This is a genomic window from Afipia sp. GW821-FHT14H12, assembly GCF_058803465.1.
In genome coordinates, this window is the sequence record NZ_JBXAOZ010000001.1 from 872,680 (window position 1) to 890,696 (window position 18,017).

15 protein-coding genes are annotated in these 18,017 nt (G+C 63.1%); 4 read left to right on the forward strand and 11 right to left on the reverse strand.

What is annotated here, in order from left to right; translation table 11 throughout:
* Positions 1 to 31 precede the first annotated feature (31 nt).
* The 5 genes from AC1RNA_RS04325 to AC1RNA_RS04345 form a co-directional block, all read right to left on the reverse strand.
* Positions 32 to 1,735, reverse strand: a complete 1,704-nt coding sequence (locus AC1RNA_RS04325) for a glycosyltransferase family 39 protein (protein WP_492950375.1) — start codon at positions 1,733 to 1,735, stop codon at positions 32 to 34.
* A gap of 123 nt (positions 1,736 to 1,858) precedes the next feature.
* On the reverse strand, positions 1,859 to 2,887 hold the full coding sequence (holA, locus tag AC1RNA_RS04330; RefSeq protein ID WP_492950376.1) for a DNA polymerase III subunit delta: 1,029 nt from the start codon (positions 2,885 to 2,887) through the stop codon (positions 1,859 to 1,861).
* Between the two features lie 9 nt (positions 2,888 to 2,896).
* Entirely contained in the window at positions 2,897 to 3,451 is a 555-nt protein-coding gene (gene lptE / locus AC1RNA_RS04335) for an LPS assembly lipoprotein LptE (RefSeq protein WP_009338569.1), read from the reverse strand.
* Positions 3,438 to 6,059: a leucine--tRNA ligase gene (leuS, locus tag AC1RNA_RS04340; protein WP_492950377.1), complete on the reverse strand. Its 2,622-nt coding sequence runs from the start codon at positions 6,057 to 6,059 to the stop codon at positions 3,438 to 3,440. Before leuS ends, lptE begins: the two co-directional genes overlap by 14 nt.
* Before the next feature lie 105 nt (positions 6,060 to 6,164).
* Positions 6,165 to 7,856, reverse strand: a complete 1,692-nt coding sequence (locus AC1RNA_RS04345; protein WP_048757759.1) for a diguanylate cyclase domain-containing protein — start codon at positions 7,854 to 7,856, stop codon at positions 6,165 to 6,167.
* A gap of 111 nt (positions 7,857 to 7,967) precedes the next feature.
* Between AC1RNA_RS04345 and AC1RNA_RS04350 the strand changes: the two genes are divergently transcribed.
* Positions 7,968 to 8,657: a YggS family pyridoxal phosphate-dependent enzyme gene (locus tag AC1RNA_RS04350; protein WP_492950378.1), complete on the forward strand. Its 690-nt coding sequence runs from the start codon at positions 7,968 to 7,970 to the stop codon at positions 8,655 to 8,657.
* Positions 8,658 to 8,728: 71 nt separating this feature from the next.
* Here AC1RNA_RS04350 and AC1RNA_RS04355 read toward each other — a convergent pair whose 3' ends face one another.
* Positions 8,729 to 9,298: a L,D-transpeptidase family protein gene (locus AC1RNA_RS04355; protein ID WP_492950379.1), complete on the reverse strand. Its 570-nt coding sequence runs from the start codon at positions 9,296 to 9,298 to the stop codon at positions 8,729 to 8,731.
* Between the two features lie 121 nt (positions 9,299 to 9,419).
* Between AC1RNA_RS04355 and AC1RNA_RS04360 the strand changes: the two genes are divergently transcribed.
* Both AC1RNA_RS04360 and AC1RNA_RS04365 read left to right on the forward strand, forming a co-directional pair.
* A complete protein-coding gene (locus AC1RNA_RS04360) occupies positions 9,420 to 10,106 on the forward strand; it encodes a response regulator transcription factor (protein ID WP_002717819.1) in 687 nt (228 codons plus the stop codon).
* A gap of 65 nt (positions 10,107 to 10,171) precedes the next feature.
* Positions 10,172 to 10,612 (forward strand): cyclic nucleotide-binding domain-containing protein, encoded by a 441-nt coding sequence (locus AC1RNA_RS04365; protein WP_009338556.1) that lies wholly within the window; start codon positions 10,172 to 10,174, stop codon positions 10,610 to 10,612.
* A gap of 108 nt (positions 10,613 to 10,720) precedes the next feature.
* Here the strand turns inward: AC1RNA_RS04365 and AC1RNA_RS04370 are convergent, their stop codons facing one another.
* Together AC1RNA_RS04370 and AC1RNA_RS04375 are read right to left on the reverse strand one after the other, a co-directional pair.
* A complete protein-coding gene (locus AC1RNA_RS04370) occupies positions 10,721 to 11,536 on the reverse strand; it encodes an exodeoxyribonuclease III (RefSeq protein ID WP_492950380.1) in 816 nt (271 codons plus the stop codon).
* 13 nt (positions 11,537 to 11,549) lie between these two features.
* A complete protein-coding gene (locus AC1RNA_RS04375) occupies positions 11,550 to 12,176 on the reverse strand; it encodes a TetR/AcrR family transcriptional regulator (protein WP_009338552.1) in 627 nt (208 codons plus the stop codon).
* A gap of 80 nt (positions 12,177 to 12,256) precedes the next feature.
* Between AC1RNA_RS04375 and AC1RNA_RS04380 the strand changes: the two genes are divergently transcribed.
* On the forward strand, positions 12,257 to 13,168 hold the full coding sequence (locus tag AC1RNA_RS04380; protein ID WP_492950381.1) for an alpha/beta hydrolase family protein: 912 nt from the start codon (positions 12,257 to 12,259) through the stop codon (positions 13,166 to 13,168).
* On the opposite strand, the gene AC1RNA_RS04385 is transcribed toward AC1RNA_RS04380, so the two are convergent.
* From AC1RNA_RS04385 to AC1RNA_RS04395, 3 genes are all read right to left on the reverse strand, one after another.
* Entirely contained in the window at positions 13,165 to 13,995 is an 831-nt protein-coding gene (locus AC1RNA_RS04385; protein ID WP_048758013.1) for an outer membrane lipoprotein carrier protein LolA, read from the reverse strand. The genes AC1RNA_RS04380 and AC1RNA_RS04385 overlap by 4 nt on opposite strands.
* Positions 13,996 to 14,107: 112 nt before the next feature.
* Complete coding sequence (locus AC1RNA_RS04390; RefSeq protein ID WP_492950382.1) at positions 14,108 to 16,549, reverse strand: DNA translocase FtsK 4TM domain-containing protein; 2,442 nt, start codon at positions 16,547 to 16,549, stop codon at positions 14,108 to 14,110.
* 9 nt (positions 16,550 to 16,558) lie between these two features.
* Positions 16,559 to 17,791: an aminotransferase class I/II-fold pyridoxal phosphate-dependent enzyme gene (locus AC1RNA_RS04395; RefSeq protein WP_492950383.1), complete on the reverse strand. Its 1,233-nt coding sequence runs from the start codon at positions 17,789 to 17,791 to the stop codon at positions 16,559 to 16,561.
* Positions 17,792 to 18,017: the final 226 nt, after the last annotated feature.

The following is an 18,017-nucleotide window of genomic DNA, read 5'->3' on the forward strand; positions in this document are numbered from 1 at the left end:
GCCTTTCTGTGTTGGTCTCCAATGGAGGCTATTACTCGGCTTCCACCAAAGCGGGCCGGGTGATGCGGCGGCGGTCCTTCACCACGCCGATCAGCGTGTTGTCTCGCTCGATGGTGGCGATGGTCCGGCCCTTGAGAAGCTCGTCGCAATTGCCGTGGGTCGGAGCGATGAAGAAGTCGGCGTGGTCCCAGTCGTCGGTCCAGCGCAGGCGCTGGGTCAGATGCTGTACCCTGAGTTCGCGCTCAAAGGCGTGACGGTCACCGCAGACATCGACATTGTAGACAGGCGGCACCGGCTTGCGGTTGCCCTCGGTGCGGTTGAGGAACGCGGCCAGTTGCGCGACCGAGGCCGGCATTGTCTCGACCCAATAATCCATCACATAGCGTCGCGCCGCGCCGTGCACACCGCCGACCAGCCGGTTGTAATAGAGATATTCGTAAGGATGCAGCTCATAGAGCTGCCGCGTGTTCCAGCCGGCATTCGCCACCACCAGCGTAAAGGCGGCTGCGGCCAAAGCGAGATGTTTACGTCCCAGCGAAGCGATCACCGCGTCAAGCGCGATGGCGGCCAGCACCGCGAGCAGGGGCACCACGAACAAAAAGTGCCGCATGCCGGTGAAGGCCGGGCCGTGCCCGATCACCTGGCAGGCTAGCGGAAACAGCACCATGAAGATCACCATGGCGGTTTCACGCCGCCGCTGTTGCGGCAGCAGGCGTGCCACGGCCTGCGGCAGCATCACGAAGGCGAGCGAGAGTGCGGCGGCGCCGAGCACCAGCAGCGGAAGGCGGATCGCGAGATAGATCGGCACATAGAGGCGCGGCGCGGTCGCCATCTCGTAGCGCTGGCCGTCGAGCCACGTCTCGATGTGGTAGTGGAATTCGGCGAACTGAAACAGGCCGCGGACCGGATTGAGAGGGGACAGCGCGGCCCAGGGCCATGCCGCGAGCATGATGGAATAAGCGATCAGCAGCGCGGGCAGGAAGCGCAACACACAGCCGCCGACGAAGCGGAAGCCCTCGCGGGCGGTTGTCGGGCGCGGGATGCTCGTCAGGATCAGCACGCCGGCATAGCCAATCAGCAACAGGCCCAGCACCTTGATGCCGAGCGCGAGCCCGGTAAAAAGGCCGAGCCCGATCACGTCGCGCCAGCGCGGCTTCGGCAGATCGCGCGCGGTGCGGATCAGGAACCAGCTCGCCGTGGTCATCATCGCGGCGAGCGGAATGTCCTTGGTGTGGTTGAACATGGTACCGTACCATGCTCCGCAGGTCGCGAGCAGCAAGGCGGCGAGGAATCCTGCGCGCGGCCCGGCGATCTGCCGCGCAAGGGCGGCCGCCGCAGCAATGCCGCCGATGCCGCACAATCCCGTCATCAGATGGCGCAGGTCATAGACCTCCAGCGGCACGACATGGCTCAGCGCCACCGCGACGATGTCGAACAGCCCGCCATACAGATAGAGATTGTCGAACTGAAACATGGCGCGGTCGGTGAAGCCGCTTTTGTAATAATTGAGGATCAGCTCACCGTAATGATGCTGCACCCACTCGTCGTTGGTGACGGCGTAGACGTGGAAGGTCATCACCACGAGGACGAACAGTGTTGCGAGCAGCGCCAGCGTGGCGAGATCGAAGCGGGACAGGTTGACGCGAGGCAGAGACGGCTTGGCGTTCGGCGATTTATCGGCTCGCCGCAGCAACACACCATCACTCTCTTGCCGGTCCCTTTCGAGAACGGTCATCAATGCACACAGGCAGACAAGGGGATCCCCGGCAGATCTGCAATCAGGCGCGCGCAGCCAATCACAGCGCGGGAACCCTGACAATTCCTTTGATGTGTTCGTTTCAGGGTGACAGACGAAAGGTTAATGCCGCTGGCGTGCGTTCACCGCGATCGCCATCAGGGCACGCTGGCCGATGGTGGCCGCGAGGTCGGCCTGCCGGCGCATCTCGAGGGCGGCATCAGCCAGAAGCGTGATGATCCGCAGCAGCCGCTCGGAGGAAAGATTTCGCAATGCGGCCTCGACGGGTGTGCGGCGCGAAAAATGCAACCTGGGAAAGCCGCCATCGAGCGCATCGCTGTCGCTGCGGCCGTCTTCGAGGGCGAGGCGCGCCTTGTGCAGTTGCGCGGCATGGCGCTGGGCGGAAGCGATGATCTGGCCGGGATAGGTGCCTGCCGCGATCGCCTTGGTGTAGGCCGCTTCCATCACCGCGGCCTTCCCCGCGAAGGCGCCGTCGATGATCGGATCGAGCGCCAGCGCGGAAGCGTCAGTGACCACGGCCGCGACATCGGCCAGCGTCACTTCCTTGGCGCCATGGGCGTAAAGCGCGAGCTTGCGGATTTCGTTGCGCGAGGCCTGCCGGTCGCCACCGAGCAGGCCGACGAGGGCGGCACGAGCGTCGGACGAGATGGTCGCGCCGATCGGCCGCAGTTCTTCGTCGATCAGGCGGGCGAGGTCGCGCTCGGTGTCGGCATAGCAGGCGATCGCAACAGCGGTGCGCGAGCGTTCGCAGGCCTTGCGCAGAGGCGCGTCGGGGCGCAATTCGCCTGCCTCGATGACGATGCGGCAATCCTTCGGCGGCATATCGGCAAGCGTGTCGATGCCGCTTGCGAAATTGCGAGAGCCCGCGCGAATGCGAATTGCACGGCGGCCGCCGAACAGCGGCACCGTCATCGCTTCATCGACAAGGCGCGAAGGATCGGCGGCGAGCTCGTCGCCGTCCATCTTCACCATCGAGAACGGATCGTTGGGATCGTCCACGGCGGAGGCGAGCAGCGCATCGGCGCGCTCGCGCACGAGGCCCGCGTCAGGCCCATAAAGCAGGATCACGGGTCGCGCGGGATCTGGCCGGGCGAGGAAGGAATCGATCTCTTTGCCGCGCAGCGCCGTCACGGCTGCGAGTTACATGTTCGAGAAGAAGTACGAGGCAAGGCGCGTGGAAATATTGTCCGCGATTTCCTTGGCTGCACGATCCTCGGCGTCACGCTGGGCGCGTTGTTGGGCGAACCGCTGCTCCTGGCCGGGAATATCGTAGGAGACGCGTGCCGTCGTGTTGCCGTTCACCAGCGGTTTGTTGGTCTCGATATCGCGCAGTTCGTAATAAGCGTCGATGCCGTAGTTTTCGACATCGGGCCGCGCTGTGTTCGGATTGATGATGATCGACAGCCGCTGCGTGGAGAGGCGGAGCGTCAGCTTGTAGCGCGGCGGCAGGCCGGTGGCGGCGCCATAGGCATTGAACATCATGGCGTTGCGGATCGCGACGCCGATGCGCGCCTCGCGCGAACCGTTGCTGACGTTGAGCGGTACGAACTCGACTTCCTGCAGCTTCTCGCGCAGGCCGGGTCCGCCATTGGCGGTATGTTCCGCATACATCGGCTGGAAACAACCGGCGGTCAGCGCCCCGAGCAGGGCAACAGCCGCGAGCCGCGCGGCGATGCGGGCGTTAAACCACGACATTCACGATCCTTTGCGGAACCACGATGATCTTGCGGGGAGTGGCCCCGGCAAGGGCGGTTTTTACCGCATCGAGGGCCAAAACGGCAGCCTCAATTTCCGGATTCGGCGCATTTCGGCCGACCGTGACATCGGCGCGCTTCTTGCCGTTGATCTGGACCGGCATCGTCACGGTGTCCTCGACCAGCAGCGCCGGGTCCGCTTCCGGCCAGGCGGCTTCGGAGACGAGCCCGTGCCCGCCTAACGCTTCCCAGCATTGCTCGGCGAGGTGCGGCATCATGGGGGAGATCATCCGGATCAGGATGTCGAGCGCCTCGCGAACGGCGGCGGCCCATGCCGGATCGGTTTTCAGCCGGGGATTATCGATGGCCTCCGCCAGCGTGCCCACGAAGGTATAAAGCTTGGCGATGGCGGTATTGAAGCGCAGCCGCTCGATGGCCTGCGAGACATCGGCTAGCGTGCGGTGGGCGCTCGCGCGCAACGGTTTGACGTCGCCATTCCCGCTGGGGACGGCCGATGCTTTCGGCAGATGCGGCGCGGCGAGATTGACCAGACGCCATACCCGCTGCACGAAGCGGTTGGCGCCCTGCACGCCTTCCTCGCTCCAGATCACGTCGCGGTCGGGCGGCGAATCCGACAGCATAAACCAGCGCGCGGTATCGGCGCCGTAGGTGCCGATGATGTCGTCGGGATCGATGGTGTTGCGCTTCGACTTCGACATCTTCTCGATCGAGCCGATCTCGACCGGCGCGCCGCCGTCGAGCAGCGTGGCGCGGCGGTCAGCGCCCATGCCTTCGATCGCAATTTCGCTCGGCGCAGCCCAGCTACCATCCGCTTTCTTGTAGGTCTCGTGCACCACCATGCCCTGCGTGAACAGGCCGGCGAACGGCTCGTCGATACCGACATGGCCGGTCGCCTTCATCGCGCGGGTAAAGAAGCGGGAATACAGCAGGTGCAAAATCGCGTGCTCGATGCCGCCGATATATTGATCGACCGGCATCATCTTGTCGGCGACCGCGCGCGTGGTCGGCGCGGTCTCGTTCCACGGATCGGTGAAGCGCGCGAAGTACCACGACGAATCGACGAAGGTGTCCATGGTGTCGGTTTCGCGGCGCGCCTTGCCACCGCACTGCGGGCAGGCGACATGCTTCCATGCCGGATGGCGGTCGAGCGGATTGCCGGGGCGGTCGAATTCGACATCGTCAGGCAGCTTTACCGGCAGATCCTTGATCGGCACCGGCAAGACGCCGCAGGTCTCGCAATGGATAATCGGGATTGGACAGCCCCAGTAACGCTGACGCGAGATGCCCCAGTCGCGCAGGCGATAGTTCACCTGGCGCTTGGCGACAGCACCATTGCCGAGCGTCGCCGTCTCCAGCCGCTTCGCCACTTCCTCCTTCGCTTCCGCGATGGTCATGCCGTCGAGAAAGCGCGAGTTAATCATGCGGCCATCGCCATCATAGGCGGTGTCGGTGATGACGAAGGTCTTCGGGTCCTGCCCGTCGGGGCAGACCACGGGCGTATTGCCGAGCCCGTATTTGTTGACGAAGTCGAGGTCGCGCTGATCGTGCGCGGGGCAGCCGAAGATCGCGCCGGTGCCGTAATCCATCAGCACGAAGTTCGCGACATAGACCGGCAGTTGCCAGTCCGCATCGAACGGATGCTGCGCGCGGATGCCGGTGTCGAAGCCCATCTTCTCGGCGGTGTCGATTTCCGCCTGCGCGGTGCCGTGGCGGCGGCATTCCTCGATGAAAGTCGCGAGCGCGGGATTGGTTTTCGCCGCTTCCGCCGCGAGCGGATGATCCGGCGACAGCGCCACGAACTTCGCACCGAACAACGTGTCGGGGCGCGTGGTGAAAACCTCAACCTCGCTCTCGCCGTTCGGCGCAGTTTTGGAATCGAGCGCGAAGCGCACCAGCAGGCCTTCGCTGCGGCCGATCCAGTTGCGCTGCATCAGGCGCACCTTGTCCGGCCAGCGGTCGAGCGTATCGAGCGCGCTCAGCAATTCCTCGGAATAGTCGCTGATCTTGAAGAACCATTGCGTCAGCTCGCGCTGTTCGACGAGCGCGCCAGAACGCCACCCGCGGCCGTCGATCACCTGCTCGTTGGCGAGCACGGTCTGGTCGACCGGGTCCCAGTTCACCTTCGACTGCTTGCGCTCGACCAGTCCCGCCTTCAGGAAGTCGAGAAACATCCGTTGCTGGTGCTTGTAGTATTTCGGATCGCAGGTCGCGATTTCGCGCGCCCAGTCGAGCGACAGCCCCATCGACTTGAGCTGCTTCTTCATCGTGGCGATGTTGGCGTAAGTCCACTTCGCCGGATGGGTCTTGTTCTGCATCGCGGCGTTTTCCGCCGGCATGCCGAACGCGTCCCAGCCCATCGGGTGCAGCACGTTGTGGCCCTTGGCGCGGCGGTAGCGCGCGACCACGTCGCCCATGGTGTAGTTGCGGACGTGGCCCATGTGGATGCGCCCTGACGGGTAGGGAAACATCTCAAGCACATAGTATTTGGGCCGGGGATCGTCGTTTCGGGAGGCGAAAACCCCTTTTTCGTCCCAAATCTGTTGCCAGCGAGATTCGGCCTCGCGGGCGTTGTAGCGTTCAGTGCTCATAAGGATAAGACGGCCTGGATCGGAGGAGAAAACCTGACCATCTCATAAAGGGTTTCGGCGGTTGAGGAAACCGCCTCAAACCGGGTCGCGGAACTGTTCGGAGGGCTAGCTTGCCAGCGACAGCGGCTTTTCGTCCGACCGGATCAGGGCATGGGCGACCACATTGTTGCGGCCGCGATGCTTGGCGACATAAAGGGCGGCGTCCGCCGCTTCGATCAGGTCCTGCACCGAGGCCGCCTGTCCCGGCGCCACGGCCGCCATGCCCGCACTGACGGTGACCTGCTGGAACGCACTCATGCTATGCGGAATGTTCAGGGCTTCGACCGCCGCACGGACCCGCTCGCCGATTTCCATCGCGGCGATGCCGTTGGTCTTGGGCAGCAGCAGACAGAATTCCTCGCCGCCGTAACGCGCGGCGAAGCCCGTGACCTCGCCCGCGATCGCCGCCAGCGCCTCGCCGATCTGGCGCAGGCACTTGTCGCCTTCGAGATGGCCGTAGGTGTCGTTGAACAGCTTGAAATGATCGACGTCGATCATGATGAGCGACACCGGACCGCCGGTCTGTTCGGCTTTCCTCCATTCGAATTCGAGCCGGTTCTGCAATCCGCGACGGTTGGCGAGGCCGGAGATCATATCCACCGAGGCCATCACCTGAAGACGGTCATTGGTGGCAACGAGCTCGCGTTCGCGCTCGCGCAACTGCATCGCCATACGGCCGAAGGACCGCGCGAGGGGCTGGAATTCAGGCGGCAGCCGCATGTCGGATTCCGGCGAGGACAGATCGCCCTGCCCGAACCGGTCGGCGAGGCTGGTGATGATGCTGATCGGACGGATAATCAGCCGTTCGCCCGCGAGCCAGCCGCCGAGAAGGGCGAACAGCACCAGAAGCCCAAGCTGCATGTAGGCGGTGCGGATACTGCGGTCGATATCGCCGAGCAGTTCGGTTTCGTTGATCGAGACGATCATGCGCGCCTGCGTGCCGTCGACTCGGGCGAATGTAATTTCCTGCTTTCCGTGCTCGGACTGAAAGAGAAGTGAACCGGAATCCTTTGCCGTGTCGATCTCGTGATTTGTCACCGCCGTCAGCAGTTTCTTTTCCTGAAGCGGCTTTCCGATCAGGGATGCATCCTGCGGGCGCGACGCAGCCAGAACGACGCCGTCATTGCCGACAAGCAGGGCGGAGAGACCGGCACGCTCGGTGCGGCGCCTCATCAATTCGGAGATCCATTTCAGATCGATCGCGGCGATCATCACCGAATGCTCGCCGGTTATCGAATTGGCTGCCGGAAGCGCGGCCATGATGGTGGGAAGATTGGCGGCCCGACTGAAGATGTAGTCGCTGACTACGAAGCTGTTCGCACTCCGTGCGCGGATAATATAATTGCGATCGGCCAGATCGAGGCCGACGATATGATCGGAGGTCGAGCAGGAGACGGTTCCCGAATCGCCGACGACTGAAATGCTTCTGATCCAGGGCAGGTCCGAACGCATGCTGGCGCGCAGGATGGTGCAGGCGCGATCTGGCGAGCGGGCCGAGCCGTAGATGAAGGCTGACGATTTCAGGACGGCCTGTACGGTGAGAATGATTTCGCGTTGCGCGTCTGCAGTGTGGCGCGCAAGCTCCGCGAGTTCGTTGCTGGCGATTTTGACCTGTTGCTGGCGGCTTTCCTCAAGCAGCCGCACGCGGTCGAACATCATCGGCACGATGAGGATGAGCGCGAACAAAATCAGGCGTGCACGAATGCCGACGAGCGCCTTTATTTTTGACGTGCCGCCGGTGAAACTGGTAATCGACATGACCTTCCCTGCCCCAGATAAAGACTCTAGGGGCAAAGGCCTCAAGAAGAGTTTCCCCGATCCGATAAAATTTGAGCTAACTCTTGCTTGTCGTCGGATTTGCGAGGACTGATGACCGATCATAAAGCATCTTCGGTAACGCCGGATTCACCAGAGGGCCTTGCGTCCGTCGAGCAGGAGATTTTGCGTGCTTGCGCCGATGCACGGCGCGACCGTGCTTCGGTGGAATTGATTGCCGTCTCCAAGACATTCGATGCGGCCGCGATTTCTCCCGTCATTTCAGCGGGGCAGCGCGTGTTCGGTGAGAACCGCGTGCAGGAAGCGAAAGCGAAATGGCCGGAGCTTATGGCGGCGACGTCCGGTCTCAGGCTGCACTTGATCGGACCCTTGCAATCCAACAAGGCGCGCGAAGCGGTGATGCTGTTCGATGCGATCCATTCAGTGGACCGCCCGAGCATTTGCGAAGCGTTAAGCAAAGAAATCAAATCGCGGGAACGAAATCCTCTATTGTTCGCGCAGATCAATACTGGCGAGGAGCCGCAAAAGGCCGGTGTCATCCCGCAGGAGGCAGATAGCTTTCTCGCCGCTTGCCGCGATCGCTACGGGCTGACCATTTCCGGTCTGATGTGCATTCCGCCGGTGGATGAAGCGCCTGCGCCGCATTTCGCGCTCACCGCGAAAATCGCGAAGCGCAACGGCCTGAAACTGTTGTCGATGGGCATGAGCGCCGACTTCGCGGTGGCGATACAATTCGGTGCGACCCACATTCGCGTCGGCTCGGCGATTTTCGGACACCGGTGAAAGTCATTCCGAGGTGAGAGCAAAGCGAGCGAACCCGGAATCTTTTTCAGTCGTGCGGGGTGACACGGGTTTTAATCGATCACGATTCGCGTTTCCGGCCCGAGACGCGTCAGCAGTCGTAGCATCGCGCGTTTCGTCATGCCGACGCATCCGGCGGTGGCCGCGAAATTGTCGCGCGCCAGATGCAGGAACACGGCGCTGCCGCGCCCGGGAATCCGTGGCCGGGTGTTGTGGTCGATCTCGATGATGAAGTCATAGAGATGATCTTCGCGCTTCAAGCGGTCGCCCGGTTCGCCATCCCTGATCTGGATCGGCTGGTTGTAGCGCCGGTCGGCGGGATCTTCCGACCAGGCGTCCACGACGGTGATGCGGCGGACCGGCAAAGCCGTACGTGGCCGCGCATGCCGGTCAGCCCGCCACCATAGCCGCACCGGATGAAACACCCCGCGCGGTGTCCCGCCGTCCCCCTCGCGCTTGTCGGTCAGGATGCCGCCGCGCCCGAGCGCCACCGGAATGGCCCGGCCATCAAGCTGGAGCCAGCCGCGCTGCCGATTCCCGGCCGCCGTCCGGATGGTAATTTCCCGCACCGGACAATCACGCGGGATTGTCTGATAAGTGTATGTATTGGCTCGGCTTCTCATGAATACGCCGAACTCCTATCTTGCGTCGTGAGCGCCAAATGCTATCCCGGACATTGTTTTGCCCCGGTTCAGCGTCTTTGGTCGAGCTTCTAATTTTCATTAGTCTCAAAGGATTGAATGTATGCCCACCGCTCGCAAGATCCTGATCGTGGACGATGACAACGATCTGCGCGAGGCGCTGATGGAGCAGCTCGCGCTGCATGAGGAATTCGAGCCGACCGCCGCCGAGACCGGGGCGAAGGGCGCGCATGCAGCAAAGACCGAAGCGCCCGACCTCGTGCTGATGGATGTCGGCCTGCCCGACACCGACGGCCGCGAAGTGGTTCGCGGCCTGCGCAAGAGTGGCTTCAAGGCGCCGATCATCATGCTGACCGGGCATGACGGCGAATCCGACACCATTCTCGGGCTGGAATCGGGGGCGAACGACTATGTCGCGAAGCCCTTCCGCTTTGCCGTGCTGCTGGCGCGAATCCGCGCGCAACTGCGCCAGCACGAGGCGAGCGAGGATGCGGTGTTCACGGTCGGGCCTTACAGCTTCCGCCCCGGCTCGAAGATGCTCACCGGCGCCAACGCCAAGAAGGTGCGGCTGACGGAGAAGGAAACCGCGATCCTGCGCTTTCTCTATCGTGCCGGTCAGCAGCCGGTGACGCGCGAGACGCTGTTGCAGGAAGTGTGGGGCTACAACTCCGGCGTCACCACGCACACGCTGGAAACCCACATCTACCGGCTCCGCCAGAAGATCGAGAAGGATGCCGCCAATCCCGAAATTCTGGTGACAGAGTCCGGCGGCTACAAACTTGTCCCCTGATTTGTGGCATAGCATGATGCGGGGTTCGCATCGCGGCCCCGCAGGCCGCCAGTGTCCGGGACCTCATGTCGATTGAAGACGATATAGCTCTGCTTGCCCGCGTGCCGGCGCTGAACCTGCTCGGCATGGCCGCATTGCAGGTGCTGGCGATCGGCGCGGAGCAGCGCGACTATGGCTATGGCGATGTGTTGTTTCACCAGAACGATATTGCCGATGCCGGCTATGTCGTGCGGCGCGGTTCGTTCCGCGTGGCTGCGGAAGATGGTCCCGAGGTGGTGGTGGGCGCTGGCGAATTGATCGGCGAGCTTGCGCTGATCGTCGACATGCGCCGTCCCGCGACTGCGACCGCGCTGGAACACTCGACGGTGGTGCGCGTGTCGCGCACGCTATATCAGCGTGTGCTGGAAAGCCATCCTGAAGCGGCGCGGCGCATTCGCGACGATCTTGCCGCGCGCACCAACGCGGCGGCGACTGCGATCGCGCGGCTGACATCGAAACTGGTGTGATTGAAATGCTTGGAGTGTCATTGCTGGGCTCGACCCGGCAATCCATCTTCTTTTAAAAAGATGGATGCGTGGATCAAGTCCGCGCATGACGAACATGAGATGGTAGCCCTAAATATCCAGCACCGCCGTCACTGGTACATGGTCCGAGGGCCGTTCCCAGCTTCGTGCGTCACGCATGATCTTGAAGTCGCTGACCTTGTCGCCGAGCGCGGGCGAGACCCAGATGTGATCGAGCCTGCGGCCGCGATTGCCGACGGTCCAGTCGGCGGCGCGATAGCTCCACCACGTATAGACCTTCTCATCCATCGGAATGCGCTGGCGCGCGATATCCACCCAGTTGCCCTGTGACTGCACGGCGAGCAACTTCTCGCATTCCACCGGCGTGTGCGAGACGACGTTGAGCAATTGTTTGTGCGACCACACGTCATGCTCGTGCGGCGCGACGTTGAGATCGCCGACCAGGATGTGCCGCGCATCGCCCTGCGGATGCAGCGGTCCGCAGTCGCGCATCTCATCAAGAAAGGAGAGCTTGTGCTCGAATTTCGGATTGGCGGCGGGGTCGGGAATGTCGCCACCCGCGGGGACATAGAAATTATGCAGCACCAGCGGTGCCGAGAGGCCCGCGCTTTCGCCGAATGCGACGGAGATATGGCGCGAGTCGATCTTGCCGCAGAATGTGCGCACGTCCTTGGAGACGAACGGCCGCTTCGAGACGATGGCGACGCCGTGATAACCCTTCTGTCCGTTCAGCGCGATGTGCTCATAGCCGAGCCGCTGAAAACGCTTCAGCGGAAAGGCATCGTCGATGCACTTGGTTTCCTGCAGGCACAGCACATCGGGCCGCCGGCTTTTCAAAAACTTGGCGACCAGATCGATACGCAGGCGAACGGAATTGATATTCCAGGTGGTGAGCGTGAAGGGCATGAGTGCATGCGATCTATCGGATTGCGCGGGGCCGGGCAAGCGCCTGCCGTCCTTTTGGCTTGCCAGAGATGACGGCGGCCTGCCGGATGAGTGTATGAGCTGCGTTGCCTGCGGCCTCCATGTAAGAGGCATCGCGATGCAGAAGTCCGTCCGCGAATGCGCCGTCGAGCAGCAGCACGATCTGGCGCGCCAATTCGGCAGAGCGTCGCGCCAGCCCGTCTTGCGCCAAAACATCGGCAAGCCACGTCTCGACTCGTTTCTTGTGAACGCGGCTGGCGAGCAGGGCGGGGTGCCCGGGCATGTTGATGAGTTCGGCCGAAGTGCGCAGAAAGCCGCAACCCCTCCACTTCGGATGGCGCAGACTTTCCGTCAGGCGTGAAAAGATAGCGCGGATTTTGTCTGCGGTGTCGCCATCCGCTTGCGCGAACCAGTCCTGAAACAGAGTGAGGTTCGGTTGATCGCGGGCCTCGAGATAAGCCGCGATCAGATCGTCCTTGCTTCTGAAATGATAGTACAGCGTCCGCTTGGTGACACCAGCTTTCCTGGCAACCGCGTCGACACTCACGGCACGAATGCCCTCGCTGTAGAAGAGCTTTGCCGCCGCTGAAAGAATGCGTTCCCGTGTCGCTGATTGCGTCATGACTTATGTATACCGAACAGTGAATATACCGGGCTGGTGCCCGATGTTACGCCGTCTTTCTCCAGGGAAGAAGGACTGGCGTGACCGTCGAGAGTGGAAATATCGTCCGGATCGTCTGCGACGACGATGTCGTGCTTGGTGGTCACGTGTGGCGTGGCGCGGCGCCGGTTTGCGGCGCGGTTGCCATCAATTGCGCGACCGGCGTTCTCGCCAGTTATTATCACTACTACGCCAGATTTCTTGCGGATCGCGGGTTCGTCGTCCTCACCTATGATTACCGGGGGATCGGCATGTCCCGGCCAGAACGGCTGCGCGGTTGCGGTTATCGCTGGCGCGATTGGGGCGAAAAGGATTTCGACGCGGCATTGCAGTTTCTGCGTCAGCAGGCGCCGAACCTCCCGCTGCATGTCGTCGGTCATAGTTTCGGCGGCTATCTGCCGGGACTTGCCGGGCATGCGGCGCTCATCGACAGAATGCTGACCGTTGGCGCGCAATATGCGTATTGGCGCGACTATGCGGCTCGCCGTCGCGCGGCGCTTTTTCTGAAATGGCATGTGGTGATGCCGGCGATGACGGCTTTATGCGGCTATTTTCCGGGACGCAGACTGGGTTGGCTCGAGGATTTGCCGGCCGGCGTCGCCAATGAATGGAGCTTCCGGCGCGCACGTATGGAGATGGGTCACCCGCGCAGACAAAGAATGGAGGTGCAGCGCCGGTTCGCGGCCGTGAACGCGCGGATCGTTGCGGTTTGCGTCGAGGATGATGAACTGGGAACACCGGCCGCGATCCGCCGCTCGCTTGCTTATTACAAGAACGCGAAGGTGATGGAGGCTGCCCTGACGCCGGCGGATTACGGTTGCGATCGGATCGGCCATTTCGGCCTTTTCCATGCGCGTCACAGCGGCGATTTTTGGCTCGACACGCTGTTGTGGCTGCGAGATGGCATCAATCCCTGGCCCGACCGGCGATTTAGGTGCGATGCAGGCGTTTAGTTACTCCCCCCCTGGTAGTTGGTGTAGTCGATCTTAAACAGCGCCGGATCGAGCTTCTTGGTGGTGTCGAGATTGTAGACCGCGACGGTGGTGTCGTAGCCCTGCGGATCGGTCACGGTCCACTGTTTGAGCTTGCCGTCCTTGGCGCCGACCATCAGTGTCAGGCGGCTGGTGCCGGTCACCGCCTGCTTCTCCTCGATGGTGATGCTGATGTAGAGATCGTCGGCGCTGATGCTGGTGACGTTGGTGTCGCGCAAGAGATCGAGCTTCGAGGCAAGCAGGTAGCGCAGCGGCGTCTGCGACAGCGGATAGACATCCTGCGTCGCGAGACGGCGGTCGCGCACGATCACGCTGGTGCCGTCAGCAACGAGCGCGATCGGTGAGGGATCGTCATACTCGAAACGGATCTTGCCGGGCTTCTGCAGATAGAAATTGCCGGTGGTGCGGCTGCCGTCGGGGCCGACCTGCACGAAATTCCCCGACAGGTTTTGCAGCGACGACAGATAGGCGCTGACCTTGTCCGCGAGCGCACGCTGGTTGGCGTCGAACGCCTGTAGCTTGGGCGCCGGACTGTCGCCGCCGAACAGCTTTTTCAGCGTCGGCATGATCGGATTCGGCATCGGTTCGGATGCCGGCTGCCGTGGCGCGTTGTTGATTGCGGCGGGCGGAGCAGGCGCCGCCGGTTCGGATGCTGCGACCTGCATATCGCGGGCTTTCGGAGCGGGTCGTGGTAGCGGCACGGCCTGCGCCTGCGCGATGGACGCGGCCACAAAAACGGCTGCGAGTGCAACGCGCTGCCAGTTCGCAAAAGCAGGAATGCCGGGCATGAAAAGGAGGCCGTTCTGGTGTTTCAAGGAAGGTCCTGCTGGACGGTGGATATTGGTCACATTCATCTAGCAGCGAGTAATGGCGTTTTCACGGCCCATTGTCCCGCTACGCTCAAAAACCTTCCTCCTCGGGCACCAGAATCTCACGTTTTCCGGCGTGATTGGCCTGCCCCACGATACCGGCTTCCTCCATCCGCTCCATCAGCGTTGCAGCCTTGTTGTAGCCGATCTGCAACCTGCGCTGGATGTAGCTCGTGGAGGCCTTGCGGTCGCGTTTGACGATGGCGACGGCCTGCTGGAACAGATCGCTCTCGCCGCCGCCCATGCTGGTGTTGTCGAACACCGCGTTGCCGTCCTCGTCGGTTTCTTCCTCGGCCGTGACGGCTTCGAGATATTCCGGGACGCCTTGCGTCTTGAGGTGACGGACGATCTTCTCCACCTCTTCGTCCGACACGAATGGGCCGTGGACGCGGCTGATGCGTCCGCCGCCCGCCATGTAGAGCATGTCGCCCTGGCCGAGGAGTTGCTCGGCGCCCATTTCGCCGAGAAGCACGCGACTGTCGATCTTCGAGGTGACCTGGAAGGAGATGCGGGTCGGGAAGTTAGCCTTGATGGTACCGGTGATGACGTCGACCGAGGGACGCTGCGTGGCGAGAATGACATGCAGGCCCGCGGCGCGCGCCATCTGCGCGAGGCGCTGCACCGCGCCTTCGATGTCCTTGCCCGCGACCATCATCAGGTCAGCCATCTCGTCGACGATGATGACGATATAGGGCAGCGGTTCGAGGTCGAGCCGTTCCTCCTCGTAGATCGCCTTGCCGGTTTCCTTGTCGAAGCCGGTCTGCACCGTGCGGGTCAGTTCTTCGCCTTTTGCCTTGGCTTCGGCGACGCGTGTGTTGTAGCCGTCGATGTTGCGCACGCCGAGCTTCGCCATGTTCTTGTAGCGTTGCTCCATCTCGCGCACCGCCCATTTCAGCGCGACGACCGCCTTCTTCGGGTCTGTCACGACGGGTGTCAGCAGATGTGGGATGCCGTCATAGACGGAGAGTTCGAGCATCTTCGGGTCGACCATGATGAGGCGACACTGGTCGGGCCTCAGCCGGTAGAGCAGCGACAGGATCATGGTGTTGATGCCGACCGACTTGCCTGAGCCGGTGGTGCCGGCGATCAGCAGATGCGGCATGCGCGCCAGATCGACGATGACCGGCTCGCCGCCGATGGTCTTGCCAAGGCACAGCGGCAGCTTGGCGGTGCTGCCGGTTGCCTCCTTGGATGTCAGAAGCTCGCGCAGATAAACCGTCTCGCGCTTGGCGTTCGGCAGCTCGATGCCGATGGCGTTGCGGCCGGAGACGACGGCGACGCGCGCGGAAACCGCGCTCATTGAGCGCGCGATGTCGTCGGACAGGCCTATCACGCGTGACGACTTGATGCCTGGCGCGGGCTCGAGTTCGTACAGCGTCACCACCGGTCCGGGGCTCGCTTTCACGATTTCGCCACGTACGCCGAAGTCCTGCAGCACGCCCTCGAGCGAACGGGAATTTTCCTCCAACTCATCCTTGCTGAGCGTGAAGCGGTCGGACGCCTTGGGCGCGGTGAGCACTCCGATCGGCGGCAATGCGAAGGCGGAGGATCTGCGCGAGGAGGTTTTAGCGACGCGCTTGCGCGGCGCGGGTTCCTCTTCCTCTTCTTCCTCCTCCTCCTCTTCGTCCTCGTATTCTTCGTCGTCTTCTTCCTCGTCCTTCGGCACCAGCGGTGGGCTTGCGCGGCCGCGCAAGCTCGGCTCGGTACGCTCGAAGGAATGACCCCGCGCGGATTCGTTACGGCCGACCGCAAGCGAGAACAGCGCCTTCAGAAAGCGGCCGATCCGCGCCTTGGTGCTGATCGCGGCGTGCAGGAAGAAGCCGAGCGAGAAAAGGCCGGGCGCGGCGTCTTCCTCGAATGCTTCCTCGTCGTCATCGATGGCAACATCGTCTTCCGGATCGGCTTCACGCGCACCGTAGCCGCCCGCGATGGCGCAGGTGAAGATGACGCCGATGCCGAGCAGCAGCCCAAGACACATCCGGTACAGAAGGCCGGGCGGCCCGAAGATCACGGCGGGCACGCGCACGATGGCGTCGCCGACCACGCCGCCGAGGCCGGTCGGCAGCGGCCATGACATGCTGTGCGGCCAGCAGCTTGCGAAGCCGGACGCCAGCACGGCGCACAAAATCCAGCAGCCGATGCGCACCGCCTCGCGGTCGAACGGCCGGTGCGTCAAGAGCCGCCAGCCCCACACCGCGACCGGTAGCACGAACATGATGGTGCCGAGGCCGAGAATCTGCATCAACAAATCGGAGCCGATCGCGCCGGGCCAGCCGATCAGGTTGCGAATCTTGCCGGAGGTCGCGTGGCTGAGGCTCGGATCCTGCACCGACCATGTCATCAGCGCAGCGGCGACGACACCGGCGAAGACAATCACCGCAAGGCCGATCAGCTCGCGCAGACGCCGCATCAGCATCTCGCGGATGGGGTCGGAGAGCTGTCCGACCAAAGGAGCGACGCGTTCGATTGCCATATCCCGCCCTCAACCCCGCGGTTCGTGATCGTTCAACACAGCCACCATGCGCGTGAGCGCCTCTTTGGTGGCGTCGGCGGCCTGTACCAGCGCAAGGCGGATATAGCCCGCGCCGGGATTCGAGCCGTCGGCACCGGGCCGGGCGAGATAGCTGCCCGGCAGCACTCGCACCCCGCCGTCCCGGAAAAGCCGGATCGCGGCCTGCTCGTCGCCGCCATGGGCGGAAACATCGAGCCAGGCGCAGAAACCGCCCGCCGGCCGCTGATAGCCGAAACGCGTGCCGAGGATGGCGTCGGCGTGATCGAACTTCAGGCCGTAGAGGCGGCGGTTTTCGTCGACATGCGCTTCGTCACCATAGGCGGCGATGCCGACATGCTGCAGCGGCACCGGCACCTGAGGGGCCGCGATGTTGCGCCATTCATGGAAGCGGCGGATGAACGCTTTGTCGCCCGCGACGAAGCCAACGCGCAGACCCGGCAGGTTCGAGCGTTTCGAGAGCGACTGGAAGGCGACGACGTTTTTGAAATCGGCGCCCGCGTTCTCAAGAATGCTGCCGGGCGGCGTGCGAGTGTAGATCTCCGAATAGCATTCGTCGCTCAGCACCATGAAGCCGTGGCGGTTGGCGAGTTCGCTCAACCGCGCGAAGTAGGCGGGCGTTGCGACCGAACCTTGCGGGTTCGCGGGTGAAGCGAGATAGAACGCGACCGTACGCGACAGCAATTTGTCGTCGAGCGCGTCGAGGTCGGGAAGAAAGCCGTTCGCGCGCACGGCCGGCAGGAATATCGATTCGCAGCCCGCGCCGCGCGCGCCTGCGGCGTAAGCCGGATAGAACGGGTTCGGCATGAGGATCGCGGGCGCGCCGTTGCGTTTGCCGACATAGGCTGCGGCCGCGATCGCAGCGTGAAACAGCCCCTCGCGGCTGCCGTTCAGCACCAGAACCTCGCTGTCGGGATCGACCGCGCGCGGCAGGCGGTAGCGCCGCGACAGCCAGCCGGCGGCGGCGGCGCGGAAAGCGGGAATGCCGTTCGACGCCGGATAGTGACCGAAATCGGCAAGGCTTTGCATCAGCACCTCGCCGAGAAACGGCGGCATCGGATGCTGTGGCTCGCCGAGCGACAGGTTGATGAGCTTTTGACCGGGCTGATAGGGCGCAAGCAGCTCCGTCAGCCGCGCAAACGGAGAGCGTTCGCCGGCCGCGGGCGCGGCGGCGGTCTCCGGGCGGGAGGAAGCGGACGAGACCATTACGAAAAGCCCAGCACTTTCAATCAGTCAGCCATCACCGGCAGATAGGGAAATGGATCGTCCCACCATAGCGGCGGTGAGGTTAAGGCGCGATTAACCATCGGGCGGCGCAGCGATTTTAGGCCAAACAGGAAAGGCGGCCGGAAGACGTCCGGCCTGCGGCAAAAGAGAGAGGGCCCCGGTTTTAAGCCGGAGCCCTCCGCAGTCGGGGCGTTGCCGGGAAACA

Coding starts and splice junctions, on each gene's coding strand:
- AC1RNA_RS04390 (WP_492950382.1), bottom strand. CDS start 16,549: ATGGCAATCGAACGCGTCGCTCCTTTGGTCGGACAGCTCTCCGACCCC.
- AC1RNA_RS04370 (WP_492950380.1), bottom strand. CDS start 11,536: ATGCCCTTCACGCTCACCACCTGGAATATCAATTCCGTTCGCCTGCGT.
- AC1RNA_RS04325 (WP_492950375.1), bottom strand. CDS start 1,735: ATGACCGTTCTCGAAAGGGACCGGCAAGAGAGTGATGGTGTGTTGCTG.
- AC1RNA_RS04350 (WP_492950378.1), top strand. CDS start 7,968: ATGACCGATCATAAAGCATCTTCGGTAACGCCGGATTCACCAGAGGGC.
- AC1RNA_RS04395 (WP_492950383.1), bottom strand. CDS start 17,791: ATGGTCTCGTCCGCTTCCTCCCGCCCGGAGACCGCCGCCGCGCCCGCG.
- AC1RNA_RS04365 (WP_009338556.1), top strand. CDS start 10,172: ATGTCGATTGAAGACGATATAGCTCTGCTTGCCCGCGTGCCGGCGCTG.
- AC1RNA_RS04355 (WP_492950379.1), bottom strand. CDS start 9,298: ATGAGAAGCCGAGCCAATACATACACTTATCAGACAATCCCGCGTGAT.
- leuS (WP_492950377.1), bottom strand. CDS start 6,059: ATGAGCACTGAACGCTACAACGCCCGCGAGGCCGAATCTCGCTGGCAA.
- AC1RNA_RS04375 (WP_009338552.1), bottom strand. CDS start 12,176: ATGACGCAATCAGCGACACGGGAACGCATTCTTTCAGCGGCGGCAAAG.
- AC1RNA_RS04385 (WP_048758013.1), bottom strand. CDS start 13,995: ATGCCCGGCATTCCTGCTTTTGCGAACTGGCAGCGCGTTGCACTCGCA.
- lptE (WP_009338569.1), bottom strand. CDS start 3,451: ATGTCGTGGTTTAACGCCCGCATCGCCGCGCGGCTCGCGGCTGTTGCC.
- AC1RNA_RS04345 (WP_048757759.1), bottom strand. CDS start 7,856: ATGTCGATTACCAGTTTCACCGGCGGCACGTCAAAAATAAAGGCGCTC.
- AC1RNA_RS04360 (WP_002717819.1), top strand. CDS start 9,420: ATGCCCACCGCTCGCAAGATCCTGATCGTGGACGATGACAACGATCTG.